The organism is Shimia abyssi (assembly GCF_003014475.1).
Classification (GTDB): domain Bacteria; phylum Pseudomonadota; class Alphaproteobacteria; order Rhodobacterales; family Rhodobacteraceae; genus Shimia; species Shimia abyssi.
Map to the genome: position 1 here is coordinate 74,703 of NZ_PYGJ01000018.1, position 16,803 is coordinate 91,505.

A 16,803-nucleotide genomic window follows, 5' to 3' on the forward strand; every position below is an offset into this window, starting at 1 on the left:
CCAGTTGGAACGTGACTAGCGGGAATGAACCCGGTTGTCAAAAGACCAATCAGCGCAAATGTTTGTCAGACAGAAGGTAAAGTTATCCACAGGCGATGGTATTACGCCTAAAGCCCGCCACAGTATATGGTAGCAGGCTCATGAGTCGCAGAGGAGTTGTAAGGGTTAGTGCTGGCCCAAATATGCGCCTAGCGACATTCCCAGATAAGCACCGAGCATCAATCCGCCCAAAATGGCCGCTGGAAACAAAATGCGATCCCAATTGATGTCAATCAAAAGGCCAAGAGCGCGATATCCGTCTTCAATTGTGTGCATAACAGGGTGCCCCAGTTTTAGTTCGTCTGGATTCCAATCTAGGCTCGGAATCTGTCAGAAATGGGGCACCACTGCGGCGCTTATGGGCAGAACAGATCGTTGGTCAGGCCAAAGGCCATCAAACTCAGGATAACCGCCAAACCCATGGTCATCAGAACCCGCAAAACCCGGTCGCTTGGCGTGCGACCCGTCACCGCCTCATAGGCGTAAAACACCAGATGTCCGCCGTCCAGAACCGGGATCGGAAACAGGTTAAGCAGGCCAATCGCTGTCGACAGCACCGCGATGAACCAGATAAAGCTCTCGATCCCTTGGCTGGCCATCGCACCCGATGTCTGCGCAATGCCCACCGGACCAGACAAGTTACAACTGCTAATCGCGCCCGTTACCATGTGATAAAGGCCTGAAATCGACCCCTCAATAATACGCCCGGTCTGACGCACACCGCTGGCAATCGCTGGCCCCGGCCCCAGCGCCTCGGTGGCGGGTTCAAACGCAAGTCCGCCGCCAATGCCAATGCGCCAGTTGGTGACAAATCCACCGCCATCCTGCGGCTCATCCACACGGCGCGGTGTCAGATCAAACTCCTGCACCTCTCCGCCACGGTTCACTGTCAAAGCCAGGGTCTTGCCATCACCCGTTTCGACCGCCTCTTTCAACTGAGAAAAGGCCACAATCGGTTCACCGTCAATCGCCGTAAACACATCGCCCACTTCCAGCCCTGCGTTAATCGCGGCAGAACGCGGCGCGAGGCTCAGAACAATGGGCGGGTTCAGATACGGCCCGGTAACATCAATCACCTCGCCATCCCGATCCACCTGATACGGCAGCGGATTCTCTTTGGTCATGTTTTCCCAAAACGCGCTATATGCAGCGCCATCTTCCAGCGACGGCACCGATTTGCCATCAATGGCCAGCACTTTGTCGCCTTCGAGCAGTGAATACTCAACGTTCGGCAAATCGCGCAATTCACCCACGATCAAGGTGTCACCCACCCGACCATTGGCCATCAGCACTACGGCGAACACAATGATCGACAGCGCAAAGTTGAACAGCGGCCCCGCCGCCACTGTAGCTGTTCGGGCCCACAATGGCGCACCATGCATGGTCGAACGCAGTTCATCCTCAGGCATGGTCTCCATGACCTCGCCATCCTTGCCACTGGCTGCGTTGGCGTCGCCCTTGAACTTGACATAGCCGCCCAGCGGAATCGCTGCCAACTGCCACTTCGTGCCGCGCTTGTCATACCGCGACCAGATCACCGGCCCAAACCCCAGCGAAAAAACATCCGCATGAATGCCCGACCAACGCCCGACGATGTAGTGGCCATATTCATGGATCGCCACGATCACCGAAAGCGCAACCACAAAGGCCACGATCACCAGAATCGAATTGCCAAATCCGGGGAGTAAACTCAAAATATCCAAAGTGGATCCTACCTGTTTCGCTCTGCCATGACCTTTTTGGCCGTGTTGCGAGCCAAATGGTCAGTTTCGTGCACTGTATCAAGGGTCATTTCGGCATTCTTAAGGCATTGTGACGAAAGAAGCCGTTCCAAAACCTCTTCGACCACCTCCGCCATTTGCAGAAAACCAATCTCTCGCGACAAAAACCCGTCCAGCGCCTGTTCCTTGGCCGCATTGAACACAGCGCCCGCAAGCCCACCTGCCGCCATCACCTCATGGGCCAATCTGAGCGCAGGGTAGCGTTCCGAATCCGGTTCCCGAAAGGTCAACTGTCCGATCTTTGCCAGATCCAGCCGCTCGACCGGCAACGCCTTGCGCTTGGGCCAGTGCAACGCATACCCGATCGCATGGCGCATATCCGGTGGCCCGACATGCGCCATCAGCGCGCCATCAGCAAACCCCACCAGTGCGTGAACCATCGATTCCGGATGCACCAGCACCTCTATCTGATCGTGCGCGCACCCAAAGAACTCTTTTGTCTCAATAACTTCCAGCGCCTTGTTAAACATAGATGCGGAATCGATCGTGATCCGCTGCCCCATATTCCAGTTGGGATGGCTCGATGCCTGCTCTGGTGTGGCACGCGCCATATCCTCAAGGCTCCAGTCGCGAAATGCACCACCGCTTGCAGTGATAATAATGCGCTCCACACCGGACATATCTTCGCCAACAAGCCCCTGAAACACTGCCGAATGCTCGCTGTCCACCGGCAAAATCCGCGCGTTGTATTTGCGCGCCGTGCTCATCACCAACGCCCCAGCTGTGACCAGCGATTCCTTGTTGGCCAATGCCAGGGTCGCCCCCTGCTCCAGCGCGCGCAATCCCGGCTCCAGCCCGGCCGCGCCCACAATCGCGCTCATCACCCAATCTGCGGGCCTTGACGCCGCCTCAAGCAAAGCACGCCGCCCCGCAGCCGCCTCTACCCCAGACCCTGCCAGCGCCGCGCGCAGCTCTGGCAGGCGCGTCTCGTCCGCTGTCACCGCCACATCTGCCTGCAACCGGCGCGCATCCGCCGCCAGTTGCGCCACGTTCTGACCGCCACTCAATGCGACAACATCATAGGCTTCCGCGTCTCTCGCAATCAGGTCGATGGTATTTTGCCCAATCGACCCGGTCGCGCCAAAAATAGAAACCCGTCTCATACCGCTGGCAGCCCCAGCACCGATCCAAGCAACAGCACAAACAGCGCCGCGCCCATCATGGCATCAAAACGGTCCAGCAACCCACCATGACCGGGGATCAGGTTCGAACTGTCCTTGATCCTGGCCCGCCGTTTCAGCGCGCTCTCCGCCGCATCCCCCATCTGCGAGGCAAACGCCGTCAACACGCTCAAAACGATCAATGTCGGTCCGCCAAAGATCATACCAACAACCGCCGCCGCCACCCAGCCGCCAGCCGTGCCCGACCACGTTTTCTTGGGACTCACCTTAGGCCAAAACTTGGGGCCGCCAACAATGCGGCCGACAAAATACCCGGCCACATCCGTGGCCACGACAACAGACACCAACCATACGATCCAATAGGCGCCACGTACATCGCGCACCACAATCAGCCCATAGCTGGCGAGGATTAATCCCGCCGCATAAGCACCATAAATCAAACGATCTTTCTTGACTTGCGACGTCCCAACAATCGCCACCGCCAACAAGGCGGGCACGATCATCTGCCCCGGCAAAACATCCGTCGCGGCAATCACACATCCCGCTAACAGACCCATCGGCAGCGCGAACCGCTGCTTCTCGGGCGCCATAAACCGGGAAAACTCCCAGATCATGCCGCCACAGATGAGCGCCACCAATTCGTGAAACCAAATCCCGCCAGCCCAGATCGCCGCCGCACCGACGACCATCATCACCGCCGCCGAGCCCATCCGAGCGGGTAAATCACCCCATTTGCCCGGTGTTTTCTCCTCGGCGCCGCTCACGCGCTCAGCGCACCGAATCTACGGTCGCGCATCGAATATGCGTCGACCAGCTTGCGGAATTCTTCTTTCGAGAAATCAGGCCACAGCGTGTCGATGAACTCGTATTCCGCATAGGCCGACTGCCACAGCAAAAAGTTCGAAATCCGCGCTTCGCCGCTTGTGCGCACCACCAAATCGGGATCCGGCAACACACATGTGTCCAGATATTTGGGCAGCGTCTCTTCGTTTACATTCTCGGGCATCAACCGTCCGGCTTTGACATCTTCTGCTAACCGCTGTGTCGCCCGCGCAACTTCATCCCGGCCGCCGTAATTCAACGCAATCGTCAAATTGACCTCCGAGTTCGCCGCTGTCATCTCTTCCAGCTCGTCCATCAGGTCGCGCAGTTTATCGTCCAGCTTGACCCGGTCGCCAATAAACCGCACCCGCACCCCTTCGGCCTTCAACCCACGCGCTTCCTTGCGGATATATTGGCGAAACAGGCTCATCAGCCCGGCAACTTCGCTTTGGGTGCGCTTCCAGTTTTCGGTCGAAAAGCCAAAAATCGTCAGGTACTCAACACCCAGCGGCTTGCACGCGCGCACGATTTCTTTGACGCGTTTAGCTCCGGCATGGTGCCCGAACAACCGAGGTCGCCCCCGCGCCTGCGCCCAACGGCCATTGCCATCCATGATGATAGCCACATGCCGCGGGCCACGCGGGGTCTGATCCTCGGGCATATTCTTCAGACCTGCATGATTTCGGCTTGCTTGTTCTCAAGTGCGGCGTCCACCGCCTTGATAAAGCTGTCAGTCAGGTCCTGCACTTCGCCTTCCCAGATCTTCTGATCATCCTCAGACATGCCGTCATTCTTGGCCTTCTTGATCTGGTCCATGCCGTCACGGCGAATATTGCGCACAGACACACGGGCGTGTTCGGCATATTGCGCCGCCACACGGGCCAGCTCGGTACGGCGTTCTTCGTTCAGCTCAGGGATTGGCAGCATCACGATGGTGCCATTGGTCTGCGGGTTGATACCCAGACCCGAATTCATGATCGCCTTTTCAACCGCTCCGACCAGCGACTTGTCCCAGACATTGATCGTCACCATACGCGGCTCTGGCACGTTTACCGTACCTACCTGATTGATGGGCGTCTTCTGGCCATAGGCCTCAACCATCACAGGTTCCAACATCGTTGCCGACGCGCGCCCCGTGCGCAGCGAGGCAAATTCCGTCTTCAACGCGCCCATTGCGCCTTCCATCCGGCGTGTCAGGTCATCGGTATCAATCTCAAAATCTTCGTCGGCCATGGCTCTTTGCTCTAATCTTGCGGGGCCGCTGCCCCAGTTTCGTACCTGTGTACCCACTCTAGCGGGATCACTGGACCTTTGTATAGGTGCCCTTGCCCGCCAGAATGCCCCGGAACCCTCCGGACTCATCAAGGCTGAACACGATGATCGGCAGGTTGTTGTCCCGCGCCAGCGCAATCGCGCTGGCATCCATCACACCCAGACGCTTGCTCAGCACATCGTCATAGCTCACCTGATCATAGCGCACGGCATCGTCGAACTTGACCGGGTCCTTGTCATAAACACCATCTACCTTGGTGCCCTTGAAAATCGCCTCACAGGCCATCTCATTGGCGCGCAGCGTCGCTGCCGTATCAGTGGTGAAATAGGGGTTTCCAGTTCCGGCCGCGAAAATGCACACCCGCTTTTTCTCAAGGTGGCGCACCGCGCGGCGGCGAATATAGGGCTCGCACACCTGATCCATCGGAATGGCCGAAATCACACGGGTGAACACTCCCAGTTCCTCAAGAGCAGACTGCATTGCCAGCGCGTTCATCACTGTGGCCAGCATCCCCATATAGTCAGCGGTCGTGCGTTCCATCCCCTGCGCGCTGCCCTGCAAACCGCGGAAAATATTGCCGCCGCCGATGACCATGCAAATCTCGACACCCAGATCATGCACCGATTTCACTTCCTCGGCGATGCGTTGAACTGTTGGCGGGTTCAGGCCGAATCCCTGATCTCCCATCAACGCCTCCCCCGAAATCTTGAGCATTACACGTTTAAAAGTAACCTCAGTCGCGGGGGTGTCATCGCTCATGTTGCATGTCCTTTGTGCATCGATTTAGGATCGGGCGCAAAATGTCGGAAAACGCGGTCAGGTTCAATGCGAGAGTTCACCCAAAGTTACATATTCGCAAAAATCGCGCTTGCGCGAAACCCGGCGCGCTGACGTGATCGCCCTTTCACAAATCCCCAAACACCAACCCGTTCTCATCGCTGGCCCCACCGCCAGCGGCAAAAGTGCGCTCGCACTCGACATTGCCGCGCACGGTGGCGGTGTGATCATCAATGCTGACGCTATTCAGGTATATAACAACTGGCGCGTGCTCACGGCGCGCCCCTCAGTTCAGGATGAAACACAGGCGCCACATCGCCTTTATGGCCATATCGCCCATGACGCAGACTATTCAGTTGGGCACTGGCTACGCGAAGTGAAACCGCTTTTGTCTGGCCCTGAGCGCCCGATCATCGTTGGCGGGACCGGGCTTTATTTCACTGCGCTCACAAAAGGGCTTGCTGACATCCCCGCCACACCGCCTGATTTGCGCGCACATGCCAATGAACGGGTAACGCACGAGGGGTTTGAGGCGCTCTTGGCAGAGCTGGATCCGGACACAGCCGCCCGCATCGACCGGCTCAACCCAATGCGGGTTCAGCGTGCATGGGAGGTGCTTCAGGCAACCGGTCGCCCTTTAAGCGACTGGCAGGACAACACACCGCCGCCACTCTTGCCTCTGGCCAGCACAACACCGGTTCTGTTCGACGTGGACAAAGACTGGCTCAACAAGCGAATCGCTGGCCGATTCGACCTGATGCTCGAATCAGGCGCGCTTGACGAAGCCCGCGCCAACTTGCCCCGCTGGAACCCGGCGCATCTTTCGGCCAAGGCCATCGGCGCGCCCGAGCTGATCGCTCATCTTCTGGGCACCCTGTCACTGGAACAAGCTCGGGAACAAGCCACTATTGCCACGCGCCAGTTTGCCAAACGCCAACGCACGTGGTTCCGCTCCAAAATGGCGGATTGGCATAAATACGCGCCTTGACAGCAAAGTTTCCAAATTACAACGGAATGCGCTATATGTAGGCGCAAATGACCAATCCGAATTTACATATTCCTGCATTCATGACCCGCACGGGTCCGACGAAAATCAATTCGTCACCTGCCAAACCCGCGCCGGCTCACCCGCGCCCTGATCGACCCCTCGGGCAGATTTCCGTGCTCACTTTTGCCCAGCTGACCAACAAGGAACCCTGGCTGCTGGAGCAATTGCACCTGCGCAATCACCATATCCTTTTGTGGACCACACGTGGTCAGGGACGTGTCTTGCTACACGGGCTGCGCCGCGGTTTTGGCGCACATAACGCCATCTTTATCCCCGCCGGAAAACTGTTGGCATTTGAGTTGGGCCTTCAGGTTCAGGGCCAAGCCCTTCTCATCCCCGATGACGGTCGCGTCGGCCTTCCCGACCGAACACAGCATTTGCGCTTGTCGGATGGTCAGACCCAGGCTGAGTTGACGTCAATCTTCGACGCCATGCGGCGCGAAATTCACGAAGAACGCCCATTTCTGTCCGAGGCACTCAACGCCCACGCACAGCTGATGTCGATCACTCTGCGGCGGCTCGTGCAAACGGCTGATCCCACGCCACCCGCCCGCGCAGCAGAACGGCTGGTGCGGCGCTTTTGCGACCTGCTATCAAAGGATTTCCGCACCGGCCAACCCATGGCCACCTATGCCGAAGCGCTTGATATCACCCCCACTCACCTGACCCGCGTCTGCCGTCAATGCGCTGGCCTGACGGCGGCTGAAATGCTCAGCCAGACCGTCCAGCACGCGACCCGCTCAATGCTAATAAGCGGCGACATGGCGATGCAGGATATTGCCGCCTCACTTGGTTTCAAAAGCGCCGCGTACTTCACCCGATTCTGTCAGCAGAATTTTGGCCATTCCCCTAGCCAGATTCGCAAAAATGCGCGCGGCGGTTAATCTAAGGGTCGGCGTTTCGCAACCCCTTTGCCATGGCAATGAAAGCCAAAATCGACACGGCCAATGTCGTATTTGGTCTCTGAAATGACGATTGCAACCGTTGACGTGACGTCGATTCTGTTGCCGAATGGTCTGCATAACTGTGCCGGGGCCAAGATTCACAACCCGCCCGGCCGAAAATACGCCTGTTCAGCGCGCGAACCGGAACCCCCGCAGGAGGGACATGTTGCCAGTTGCAAGCCAAACCTCCAACTTTCATCGGTCACAGGACCGATTGAAAGACTTGGAACTGATTACGTGCCTCCCCTGTGACCTCATCCATGACGTCGTTGAACTAAAATGAAATCGGCCCCGCCCGGTTTCGGGCGGATATGGTCAAAACAATCGCGCACCACCTTGCCACTCCGGCACGTAAGGCGCGCGAAACACCAACAGGGAACCACATGGGATCTTTCATTCTAAGGCGGTTGGGAATGATGTTGCTCACGGCGCTATGCCTGACATACATCGTCTTCTTCCTGACCAACATGTACCCGAACCTCGAAAAACTGGCAAAAACCCAAGGTAACTTCCGCATGTCGGAAGAGGCCGTTGCCAGCTTTCTTGAGGATCGCGGATACCTTCAACCAACCCCCGTCAAATATATGCAGTGGCTTGGCGTGATGCCCGGCTTTTCGCTGGAAAAAGAAGACGGCACTCTACTTGGCAAATGTGTCCGCCCAGGTATTTCACCCGAAGACACGCCACGCTTTTGCGGCATCCTTCAGGGAGACTGGGGTTTCTCAACCGTGGCCAAAGAACCTGTTGCAAACGTTCTGGGCTCCCGCCTCGCCAATACCGGCAAACTGATGTTCTGGGTCATGGTGGTGATGGTGCCATCCGCTCTGATCGTCGGCGTGCTGGCCGGGATGCGCGAAGGCTCGGGCACCGACCGCAGCCTTTCTACCGTTTCCATCCTGTCTACCGCGACGCCTGAATATGTATCCGGTGTTATCTTCATCGCCATGCTCGCCTCTACCCGAAACGGGCTTGGGCCGTGGTTACATGAAATGGGATTGATTGAGGGCAAGGCCCTGTTCAAAGGCACGGCAAAATCGGCCATGGATGGGATCACCTTCCAGAACTTCACCCTGCCCGTTTTGACAATCTCACTTTACGGCATGGGCTACATCGCGCGCATGACACGCGCCTCGATGGCCGAAGTCATGACCGCTCAGTACATCCGCACCGCCCGTCTCAAAGGTGTCAGCTTCCGCAATATCGTGATGAAACACGCTTTGCGGAACGCCCTGATCGCGCCCTTTACCGTGATCATGCTTCAGTTCCCGTGGCTGCTGAACGGCGTCGTGATTGTCGAGACCCTGTTCTCCTATACCGGCTTTGGCTGGCAACTGGTGAACGCGGCGGGTAACAACGACATTGAGATGCTTCTGGCGGTTTCCGTTGTCTCGGTCTTCGTGGTGCTGGTGACGCAGCTGATATCTGATATCGGCTATGTCTACCTCAACCCACGCATCCGAATTTCTTAAGGGAGGGTCTGAGACATGGAACCACTTACCTGGACAGGCTCATTTGGCACATTCCTCGACCCCATCTTCTGGGTTGTCGCTTGGGTGTTCATCGCGGCTGTTGCACTGCAAATCATCGGCTCCTGGGTGCTGCCACCCGTGGCCGAATCCATCAACCTTGACGGCACGATCACCCGCACGATGGGGCCAAACCTTGCCATCAGAATGCTGGTCAAAGCCAGCTTGCTGACGCTACTTGCGCTCTGCGTGCTATATATCCTTGCTGGGATGTTCACACCGCTTGGCACGGTTGGCATCATCGGTGCCGTGGCGGCTCAGTTCGCCCCGGTCTGGATCGCGCTGGTCGTCACGTTCCTCGTGTCGATCTCTTATAAACGCAGGCTGGGCCTTTATGGCAAACTGTTTGACAGCACCATCGGCATGATCGGCTTTGCGTTGTTGATGTTCTGGTTCTACACGGCGGTATTTGTCGGTCTGTTTGACATGATCGCCACGCATGATCCCCTGACTCAGTTGTCGGGTATGAAGAACAAGCTGCCCGGCACACCACTGCGCAGCCCCGAAGAAGGACAGTTCTCTTACTATCTTCTTGGCGGTGACAACCTCGCGCGCGACGTGTTTAGCCGCATGGTCAACGGATCGGTCATCGTGATCGTGATCGCGCCCTTTGCGACATTGTTCGCCTTTATGGTGGGCATCACACTGGGCCTGCCTGCCGGATATTTTGGCGGCAAGCTTGACGCGCTGCTGTCATTCTTGGCCAACCTCGTGCTGGCGTTCCCGGTTATCCTGCTGTTCTACCTCTTGGTGACACCGGAAATCGTGGCCACAGGCATCCCGAACTATATGGCGATGGTGCTGTTTGTGTTCCCGATCATCTTTGTCGGCGTACTGCTCAACTCGCGGTTCTACACTCGCCCCAAGCTGCGCACGCCGCTGTTGTCGGGCGTGCTGCTGGTGATGATCTGGGTGTATCTGTCGGCGATTTCGGCGGATGGTACGGTGATCAATGTGCTGCCCGGTGTGATGGATCTCTTTAACATCAACTCAGGCATCCTTGTGGTGTTCGTCTCGGTGGTTTTTGTAAACTCGCCAACGGTGTTCCGCATCGTGCGTGGTCTGGTGCTTGATATCCAGACACGCGACTATGTTGCGGCTGCTCAAACGCGCGGTGAAGGACCATGGTACATCATGCTCTGGGAAATCCTGCCAAACGCACGCGGCCCGCTGATCGTCGATTTCTGTCTGCGCATCGGCTACACCACGATCCTCTTGGGGACATTGGGTTTCTTTGGTCTTGGCCTCCCACCGGAAAGCCCTGACTGGGGAACAACGATCAATGACGGGCGCAAGCTCCTCTCGATCTACCCACACCCCGCGATCGTGCCTGCCTTTGCCCTGCTCAGCCTTGTATTGGGTCTGAACCTGCTGGCGGACGGTCTGCGTGAAGAAAGCCTGAGAGACTAAGGAGAGGCCGGGGGGCCAGCCCCCCGGTCCCCCCGAAAGTATTTCTGGCAAGATAAAGAACAAAGAGGCTCACAAGCCTCATGGCTCCAACAGGGAGACACCACATGACTAAAACGCCTGACTATGATGGCCCCATTCTAGAGATCGATAAGCTGTCGATTTCGTTCTTTACGCGCCTGCGTGAAATCCCCGCCGTGATGGACTTTTCCGTCCGTGTACAACCCGGCGAGGCCGTCGGCCTTGTGGGTGAATCCGGCTGCGGCAAATCCACCGTTGCGCTGGGTGTGATGCAGGATCTGGGTAAAAACGGCAAAATTGTTGGCGGATCGATCAAGTTCAAAGGACGTGACCTTGGTGAGATGTCCGATGATGAGCTGCGCGACATTCGCGGCAATGAAATTGCGATGATCTATCAGGAACCGATGGCCTCGCTGAACCCGGCGATGAAAATCGGCAAACAGCTGATGGAAGTGCCGATGATCCACGAAGGCGTGGACCAGAAAGAGGCATATGCGCGCGCGCTCGAGGTGGTCACCGACGTGAAACTGCCCGATCCCAAGCGCATGCTCGACAGTTTCCCGCATCAGCTCTCAGGTGGTCAGCAGCAACGCATCGTGATCGCGATGGCGCTGATGTCCAAGCCTTCGCTACTTATTCTTGATGAACCCACCACCGCGCTTGACGTGACGGTTGAGGCCGCCGTGGTCGAGCTGGTCAAGGATCTGGGCAAAAAATACGGCACCTCGATGCTGTTCATCTCCCACAACCTTGGCCTTGTTCTGGAAACCTGTGACCGCCTCTGCGTGATGTATTCCGGCGAAGCGGTCGAGCGCGGCTCGATCGCAGACGTGTTCGACAACATGCAGCACCCCTATACACAGGCGCTGTTCCGCTCGATCCCGTTGCCGGGGGCCGACAAGAACGCGCGCCCACTTGTGGCGATTCCGGGCAACTTTCCCCTCCCCCATGAACGCCCACCGGGATGTAATTTTGGCCCGCGCTGCGATTATTTTGAAGAAGGACGCTGTGATGTCGGCGACATCCCGATGGAGGATATCGAAGGCTTTGAACGCCACTCAACCCGTTGCCTGAAGTATAAAGAAATCGACTGGAATGCGCCGATCACCGTGGGTGAGCAAAAAGAAAAGGCCGAAGTTGGCAAGGTTGTGCTCAAGATGGACAACCTTAAGAAATATTACGAGGTGGCCGCCAGCGCGCTGTTCAGCAGTGGCGAGAAAAAGGTGGTCAAGGCCAACGAGACCCTGTCATTCGAGGCGCGCGAATCCGAAACGCTTGCTATCGTGGGCGAATCGGGCTGTGGCAAGTCCACATTTGCCAAGGTGCTGATGGGGCTTGAAACAGCCACGGACGGTCAGATCCTGCTCGATAACAAAAACATCGAGCAGACCCCAATTCAGGCGCGTGACACTAAAACTGTCGCGGATGTTCAGATGGTGTTCCAAAACCCGTTTGACACGCTGAACCCCTCGATGACCGTCGGGCGCCAGATCATGCGCGCGCTGGAAATCTTTGGCATTGGCGACAGCGAGGCCGCGCGACGCAAACGTATGCTGGAGCTGCTCGACCTCGTGAAACTGCCACGTGCCTTTGCCGATCGGATGCCGCGTCAGCTTTCGGGTGGCCAAAAACAGCGCGTCGGCATTGCCCGCGCCTTTGCGGGTGGCGCCCGTATTGTTGTTGCGGATGAACCCGTCTCGGCGCTAGATGTGTCGGTTCAGGCGGCGGTCACCGATCTTTTGATGGAGATCCAGCGTGAAGAGAAAACGACGCTTCTCTTCATCAGCCATGACCTTTCAATCGTGCGCTATCTCAGCGACCGGGTGATGGTGATGTATCTTGGCCATGTGGTGGAAATGGGCAGCACCGATCAGGTGTTTGCGCCTCCATATCACCCCTATACCGAGGCGCTTCTTTCGGCAGTTCCCATCGCGGATACCTCTATCGAGAAAGAACATATCGTTCTCGAAGGCGATATCCCCTCTGCGATGAACCCACCCCCCGGTTGCCCTTTCCAGACGCGGTGTCGCTGGAAATCCGAAGTCCCCGGCGGGCTTTGCGAAAAGGAATTGCCGCCAGTGCGTCACCTCGCCGAAGGCCATCAGGTCAAGTGCCATTTGGCCGACGATATCCTTGAACGCATGAACCCGGTGATCAAGGTCGCCGCCGAGTAAAGCGCGCGCGGATCAAACACACAAAAGGGGCGCTTTTTCTAGCGCCCCTTTTGCCTTCAATAACGTCAACAGACCACCAAATTACCTGTCTTTACGGTACCCAAATTGGATATCCCATATGATAACCCGCTTCGCGCAATCTGCCCTTTAACCCTGTACCACGCGATCAGCCTTCGGGGAGGTTCTTCAGTGCCTCGATCCCGCATGAAACCAAATCTTCAATTCGGCTGGCCTCAGGGTTACGAAAATGACTTAATATCCTGTCGCCTGCCCAAAAGATGATTTCTTCTCGCTCTGACATTCGGCCCTTGCCGCGCCCAGTGCCGGTTGTTTTTGATAATATCCAAAAGTCGCACGCGCTTTGCGCCCGTCGCGACACGTCGCCTTGACCTTGGCCGTACCGAACAAAGCGCGCTTAAAGGAACCTTGACACGTTGCGCCCTGGCTCGACTCCACTTCAAACCTTCCATGCCCTACGCCCAGCACTTCACCAATAAATAATTCGTCGGGATCGCCCAGAATGCAGCCCATTACTGGCGTGCATTGCTTGTTGGGTCGCGCGCATTCCAAAGCACCTGCCGCTGCCGAAAGTCCAACTAAAAAACACCACAAAGAATATAAACCAGTCCCAAGTCACTTCCGCGATTAAAAGTCACCACTCCGGATCGCTCCATTCGCGACGCCGGATCAGTCTCATTTCTGCGAAAAGGTGGACTGCACTTTTCCAAGGCGTCACAACCGCATTGGTGGTCACTTACGCGATTAGAATCGCCACGCGCCTTTAACCGACCATCGCGCAACATGACCAAATTCTTTGCGCAACAACGCCGTTCCACTAGGCTACAGCAACATTCTGTCGCATCAGCCCGCAGAAGGACCTTTCTGAACAAACTTCAAGGAGACCAAGTCATGTGTGATGTTTGCGTAATGAACGCCGTGAAGGACCGAATGCTCAGCCGGCGTGATTTCTTCAAGGCCAGCGCCGCCGCCGCCACGGCCGTGGCCGTCGGCGGGGTTGCGGCGGCGCCCGCCGCGCTTGCTGCTGGGCATGGCGGTGTCGTCGACATGACCCACACCTATGACGAAATGTTTCCCACCTATTTTGGCGCGCCCGGCATTACCCGCGAGCAACCCTTTAATTTCAAGGAACACGGTTTCAACCTGCTCCAGCTAAGTATCAACGAACATACCGGAACGCACATAGACGCACCGTTGCACTTCTCTGCAGATGGCCAGTCGGTCGACGAAATTCCGGTGGAAAACCTCGTTGTTCCCTTGGTCGTGATTGATATCGCCGCGCGCGCACAGGATGACGCCGACGCACAGGTCACACCCGATGATCTCAGCGCATGGATATCCGCACACGGTGACATCCCCGACAAAGCCTGTGTGGCGATGCATTCTGGTTGGGCTGGCAAAACCGGCAGTGACGCGTATCGCAATGTCGGCGCGGACGAAACGATGCACTTCCCCGGCTTCCACGCCGAGGCGGCTCAGATGTTGATAGAGAACACCGGCGCGGTGGCGATGGCTGTCGACACGCTCTCACTCGATCACGGCATCTCGGCTGATTTTGCCACGCATTATACGTGGTTGCCCACCAATAGATACGGCATTGAAAACCTAAAAGGGCTTGATCAGGTGCCTGCATCTGGCGCGACATTGATGGTCGGCGCAGGCACTCACAAGGGCGGCACGGGGGGACCATGCCGCATCTTTGCGATGGTCTGAACCAAGGCAAACCGCGCCCTATTAAGGGCGCGATCTTTTCTTACACCTGACTTGGTAACCACAGAACGATCCATGGGAACGACACCAAAAGCGCAATAGTGATCGCATCCGCGACAAAGAACGGTGTCACACCCTTGAACACGTCCTGCACGCTCAGATCATCGCGAACGCCGGCCACCACGAAACAGTTCAGCCCGATCGGCGGTGTGATCAAACAGAACTCTGCCATCTTCACCACCAAGATGCCAAACCAGATCGCGCACATCGGCCCGGACATGCCAAACGTGCTGTCCGCTGCCGTGACAAACTCGCCCCCGTTCAGCGCCATCACCGCCGGATAGACCACAGGCAATGTCAGCAACAGCATCCCAATCGCATCCATGAACATGCCCAGCACCGCATACGCCAGCAGGATGCACACCAAGATCAGCATCGGTGACAGCGTCAGCGACGTGATCCAATCAGAAAACGCACCCGGCAGATCGGCAAACCCAAGGAAACGCACATAGATCAGCACTCCCCAGATAATGGTGAAAATCATCACACTCAGCTTGGCAGTCTCCAAGAGCGCATTCTTGAACTGAGTCCAGCGCATCCCCTGATAAAGCGCCATCAGGAACACCACAAAGGCCCCAATCGCCCCGCCCTCGGTTGGCGTGCCCCAGGCATCTCCGCCAAACGGGTTGTAGACAAAGAAGATGATCGTCACGACCACGAACACAATCGGCAACGCAGGCGGCAGCGCCATAAAACGCTCCTTCCACGTAAACCCGCTCACCGGCGGGCCAAAGCCCTTGATTGTCACAGCCATGCCAATGATCAGCAGCCCATAAATCACCGCCGAAAATGCGCCCGGAATGAACCCGGCCAGCAACAGCTTGCCCACATCCTGCTCCACAATGATCGCATAGATCACCAAGATCGCCGAGGGCGGGATGAGCGAGGCCAGCGTGCCCCCTGCCGCCACAACACCCGCCGCAAAGCGCTTGTCATAGCCGATCTTGAGCATCTCCGGGATCGCAATCCGTGCAAACACCGCCGATGTCGCCACCGACGCGCCCGAAACAGCGGCAAAGCCCGCCGTAGCAAACACCGTCGACACGGCCAATCCACCCGGCACCCACGCCAGCCAGCGTTTGGCCGCCTCAAACAGCGCCTTGGTCAGCCCCGCGTAATAGGCCAGATAGCCAATCAGAATAAATGTCGGGATCAATGACAACGCCTGAGAGGACACTTTGGAATGCGGCACCTGCCCGGCGGTTTTGACCGCCACAGTCACCGCCTTGCCAAACCGCTCCGGATCATAGCCAAACTTGGCCCAGAAGATCCAGATCAACCCCACCATGCCCGCAAGCCCGGCCGCAAACGCCACCCGCATCCCCAGCACAACCAGCACCAATAGACCGCCCGAGACGACCAATCCAATTTCAATCGGTTCCATCGTATCCGCCCTTAATTCTCGTTGCCCGAAACGGCTTCGGCTTCCATCGCGGCCTGCGTCGCCGCATCCGCTACCAATGGCACCGCCACCGGGGTCGCATCATTGCGGATAAACGCCCGCATATAGGCCCAAAGCTGCAACACCAGCCGCAAGCACAGCACCCCAAACGCCACCGGTGCCAACAGCTTCGCGGGCCACAGCGGTATCGCGATATCCATCGAACTGTCCCGGCTCCATATCGGCGAGCCAAAATCAAAACTACGCGAAAAATGCGCCCACGTGCCCCAGACCAGCAGCACCATCAGGATCAGCACCGCGAGTGTTGTGATAAACTCCACAAGGTACAGCGTTCGCCCCTTAAGAGCGCCCACCAGCATATCCATACGAATATGCCCACCATCGCGCTGCGCATAAGCAATGCCCATGAACGCAATCAACGGCATCGCCTGTTCGATCCAGTCCACATACCCCGGCAGCGGCGCATTCAGAAAATTCCGCCCCCCCACCGAAAACACCGCCATGATCATCAGCGAAAACACCGCCAACCCGCTCAGCAGGGCCAGAAACCCTTCCAGCTTGTAAAGATGTCGGTCTATTTGAGAGAGCGTGCTGTCATCAGACAGCACAAGTGACGAGCCTGCCATAAGAGCCTCCGTCAAAGTTCAAAAAAGAAAGGCGGGCGGCGCAGTTGGGATGCA

Annotated in this window: 16 protein-coding genes; 6 read left to right on the top strand and 10 right to left on the bottom strand. The window is 57.2% G+C overall.

The window, feature by feature from the left end; genetic code table 11:
- Positions 1-165 precede the first annotated feature (165 nt).
- From CLV88_RS23085 to pyrH, 7 genes are all read right to left on the bottom strand, one after another.
- Positions 166-315 (bottom strand): hypothetical protein, encoded by a 150-nt coding sequence (locus tag CLV88_RS23085; protein ID WP_165798949.1) that lies wholly within the window; start codon positions 313-315, stop codon positions 166-168.
- 80 nt (positions 316-395) lie between these two features.
- Positions 396-1,742, bottom strand: a complete 1,347-nt coding sequence (gene rseP, locus CLV88_RS19675) for an RIP metalloprotease RseP (RefSeq protein WP_106610115.1) — start codon at positions 1,740-1,742, stop codon at positions 396-398.
- An 8-nt stretch (positions 1,743-1,750) separates the two neighbouring features.
- Entirely contained in the window at positions 1,751-2,923 is a 1,173-nt protein-coding gene (gene dxr / locus CLV88_RS19680; RefSeq protein ID WP_106610116.1) for a 1-deoxy-D-xylulose-5-phosphate reductoisomerase, read from the bottom strand.
- Positions 2,920-3,705 (bottom strand): phosphatidate cytidylyltransferase, encoded by a 786-nt coding sequence (locus CLV88_RS19685; protein ID WP_341477194.1) that lies wholly within the window; start codon positions 3,703-3,705, stop codon positions 2,920-2,922. Before CLV88_RS19685 ends, dxr begins: the two co-directional genes overlap by 4 nt.
- Positions 3,702-4,424 (bottom strand): polyprenyl diphosphate synthase, encoded by a 723-nt coding sequence (gene uppS / locus CLV88_RS19690; protein ID WP_106610118.1) that lies wholly within the window; start codon positions 4,422-4,424, stop codon positions 3,702-3,704. The genes CLV88_RS19685 and uppS overlap by 4 nt, the downstream gene beginning before the upstream one ends.
- A gap of 5 nt (positions 4,425-4,429) precedes the next feature.
- Complete coding sequence (gene frr, locus CLV88_RS19695) at positions 4,430-4,996, bottom strand: ribosome recycling factor (RefSeq protein ID WP_106610119.1); 567 nt, start codon at positions 4,994-4,996, stop codon at positions 4,430-4,432.
- A 67-nt stretch (positions 4,997-5,063) separates the two neighbouring features.
- Positions 5,064-5,795, bottom strand: coding sequence for a UMP kinase (gene pyrH / locus CLV88_RS19700; RefSeq protein ID WP_106610120.1), 732 nt, complete (start codon positions 5,793-5,795; stop codon positions 5,064-5,066).
- A 133-nt stretch (positions 5,796-5,928) separates the two neighbouring features.
- Here pyrH and miaA point away from each other — a divergent pair, with 133 nt between their 5' ends.
- From miaA to CLV88_RS19730, 5 genes are all read left to right on the top strand, one after another.
- A complete protein-coding gene (gene miaA, locus CLV88_RS19705; RefSeq protein WP_423827747.1) occupies positions 5,929-6,801 on the top strand; it encodes a tRNA (adenosine(37)-N6)-dimethylallyltransferase MiaA in 873 nt (290 codons plus the stop codon).
- A 173-nt stretch (positions 6,802-6,974) separates the two neighbouring features.
- Positions 6,975-7,745: a helix-turn-helix domain-containing protein gene (locus CLV88_RS19710; protein WP_243403738.1), complete on the top strand. Its 771-nt coding sequence runs from the start codon at positions 6,975-6,977 to the stop codon at positions 7,743-7,745.
- Between the two features lie 443 nt (positions 7,746-8,188).
- Positions 8,189-9,274 (top strand): ABC transporter permease, encoded by a 1,086-nt coding sequence (locus CLV88_RS19720; protein WP_106610147.1) that lies wholly within the window; start codon positions 8,189-8,191, stop codon positions 9,272-9,274.
- Between the two features lie 15 nt (positions 9,275-9,289).
- Positions 9,290-10,741 carry an ABC transporter permease gene (locus tag CLV88_RS19725; protein WP_106610122.1) on the top strand — a complete coding sequence of 484 codons (1,452 nt, stop codon included), beginning with the start codon at positions 9,290-9,292 and terminating at the stop codon, positions 10,739-10,741.
- A 104-nt stretch (positions 10,742-10,845) separates the two neighbouring features.
- The gene (locus CLV88_RS19730; protein WP_106610123.1) at positions 10,846-12,933 is read left to right on the top strand and encodes a dipeptide ABC transporter ATP-binding protein; all 2,088 of its coding nucleotides are present in this window, start codon (positions 10,846-10,848) and stop codon (positions 12,931-12,933) included.
- A 252-nt stretch (positions 12,934-13,185) separates the two neighbouring features.
- On the opposite strand, the gene CLV88_RS19735 is transcribed toward CLV88_RS19730, so the two are convergent.
- Entirely contained in the window at positions 13,186-13,464 is a 279-nt protein-coding gene (locus CLV88_RS19735; protein ID WP_106610124.1) for a hypothetical protein, read from the bottom strand.
- 378 nt (positions 13,465-13,842) lie between these two features.
- On the opposite strand from CLV88_RS19735, the gene CLV88_RS19740 reads away from it, so the two are divergent.
- Complete coding sequence (locus CLV88_RS19740) at positions 13,843-14,664, top strand: cyclase family protein (protein WP_106610125.1); 822 nt, start codon at positions 13,843-13,845, stop codon at positions 14,662-14,664.
- Between the two features lie 40 nt (positions 14,665-14,704).
- Here CLV88_RS19740 and CLV88_RS19745 read toward each other — a convergent pair whose 3' ends face one another.
- Positions 14,705-16,105: a TRAP transporter large permease gene (locus tag CLV88_RS19745; protein ID WP_106610126.1), complete on the bottom strand. Its 1,401-nt coding sequence runs from the start codon at positions 16,103-16,105 to the stop codon at positions 14,705-14,707.
- Between the two features lie 11 nt (positions 16,106-16,116).
- On the bottom strand, positions 16,117-16,749 hold the full coding sequence (locus CLV88_RS19750; RefSeq protein ID WP_106610127.1) for a TRAP transporter small permease subunit: 633 nt from the start codon (positions 16,747-16,749) through the stop codon (positions 16,117-16,119).
- Positions 16,750-16,803 lie beyond the last annotated feature (54 nt).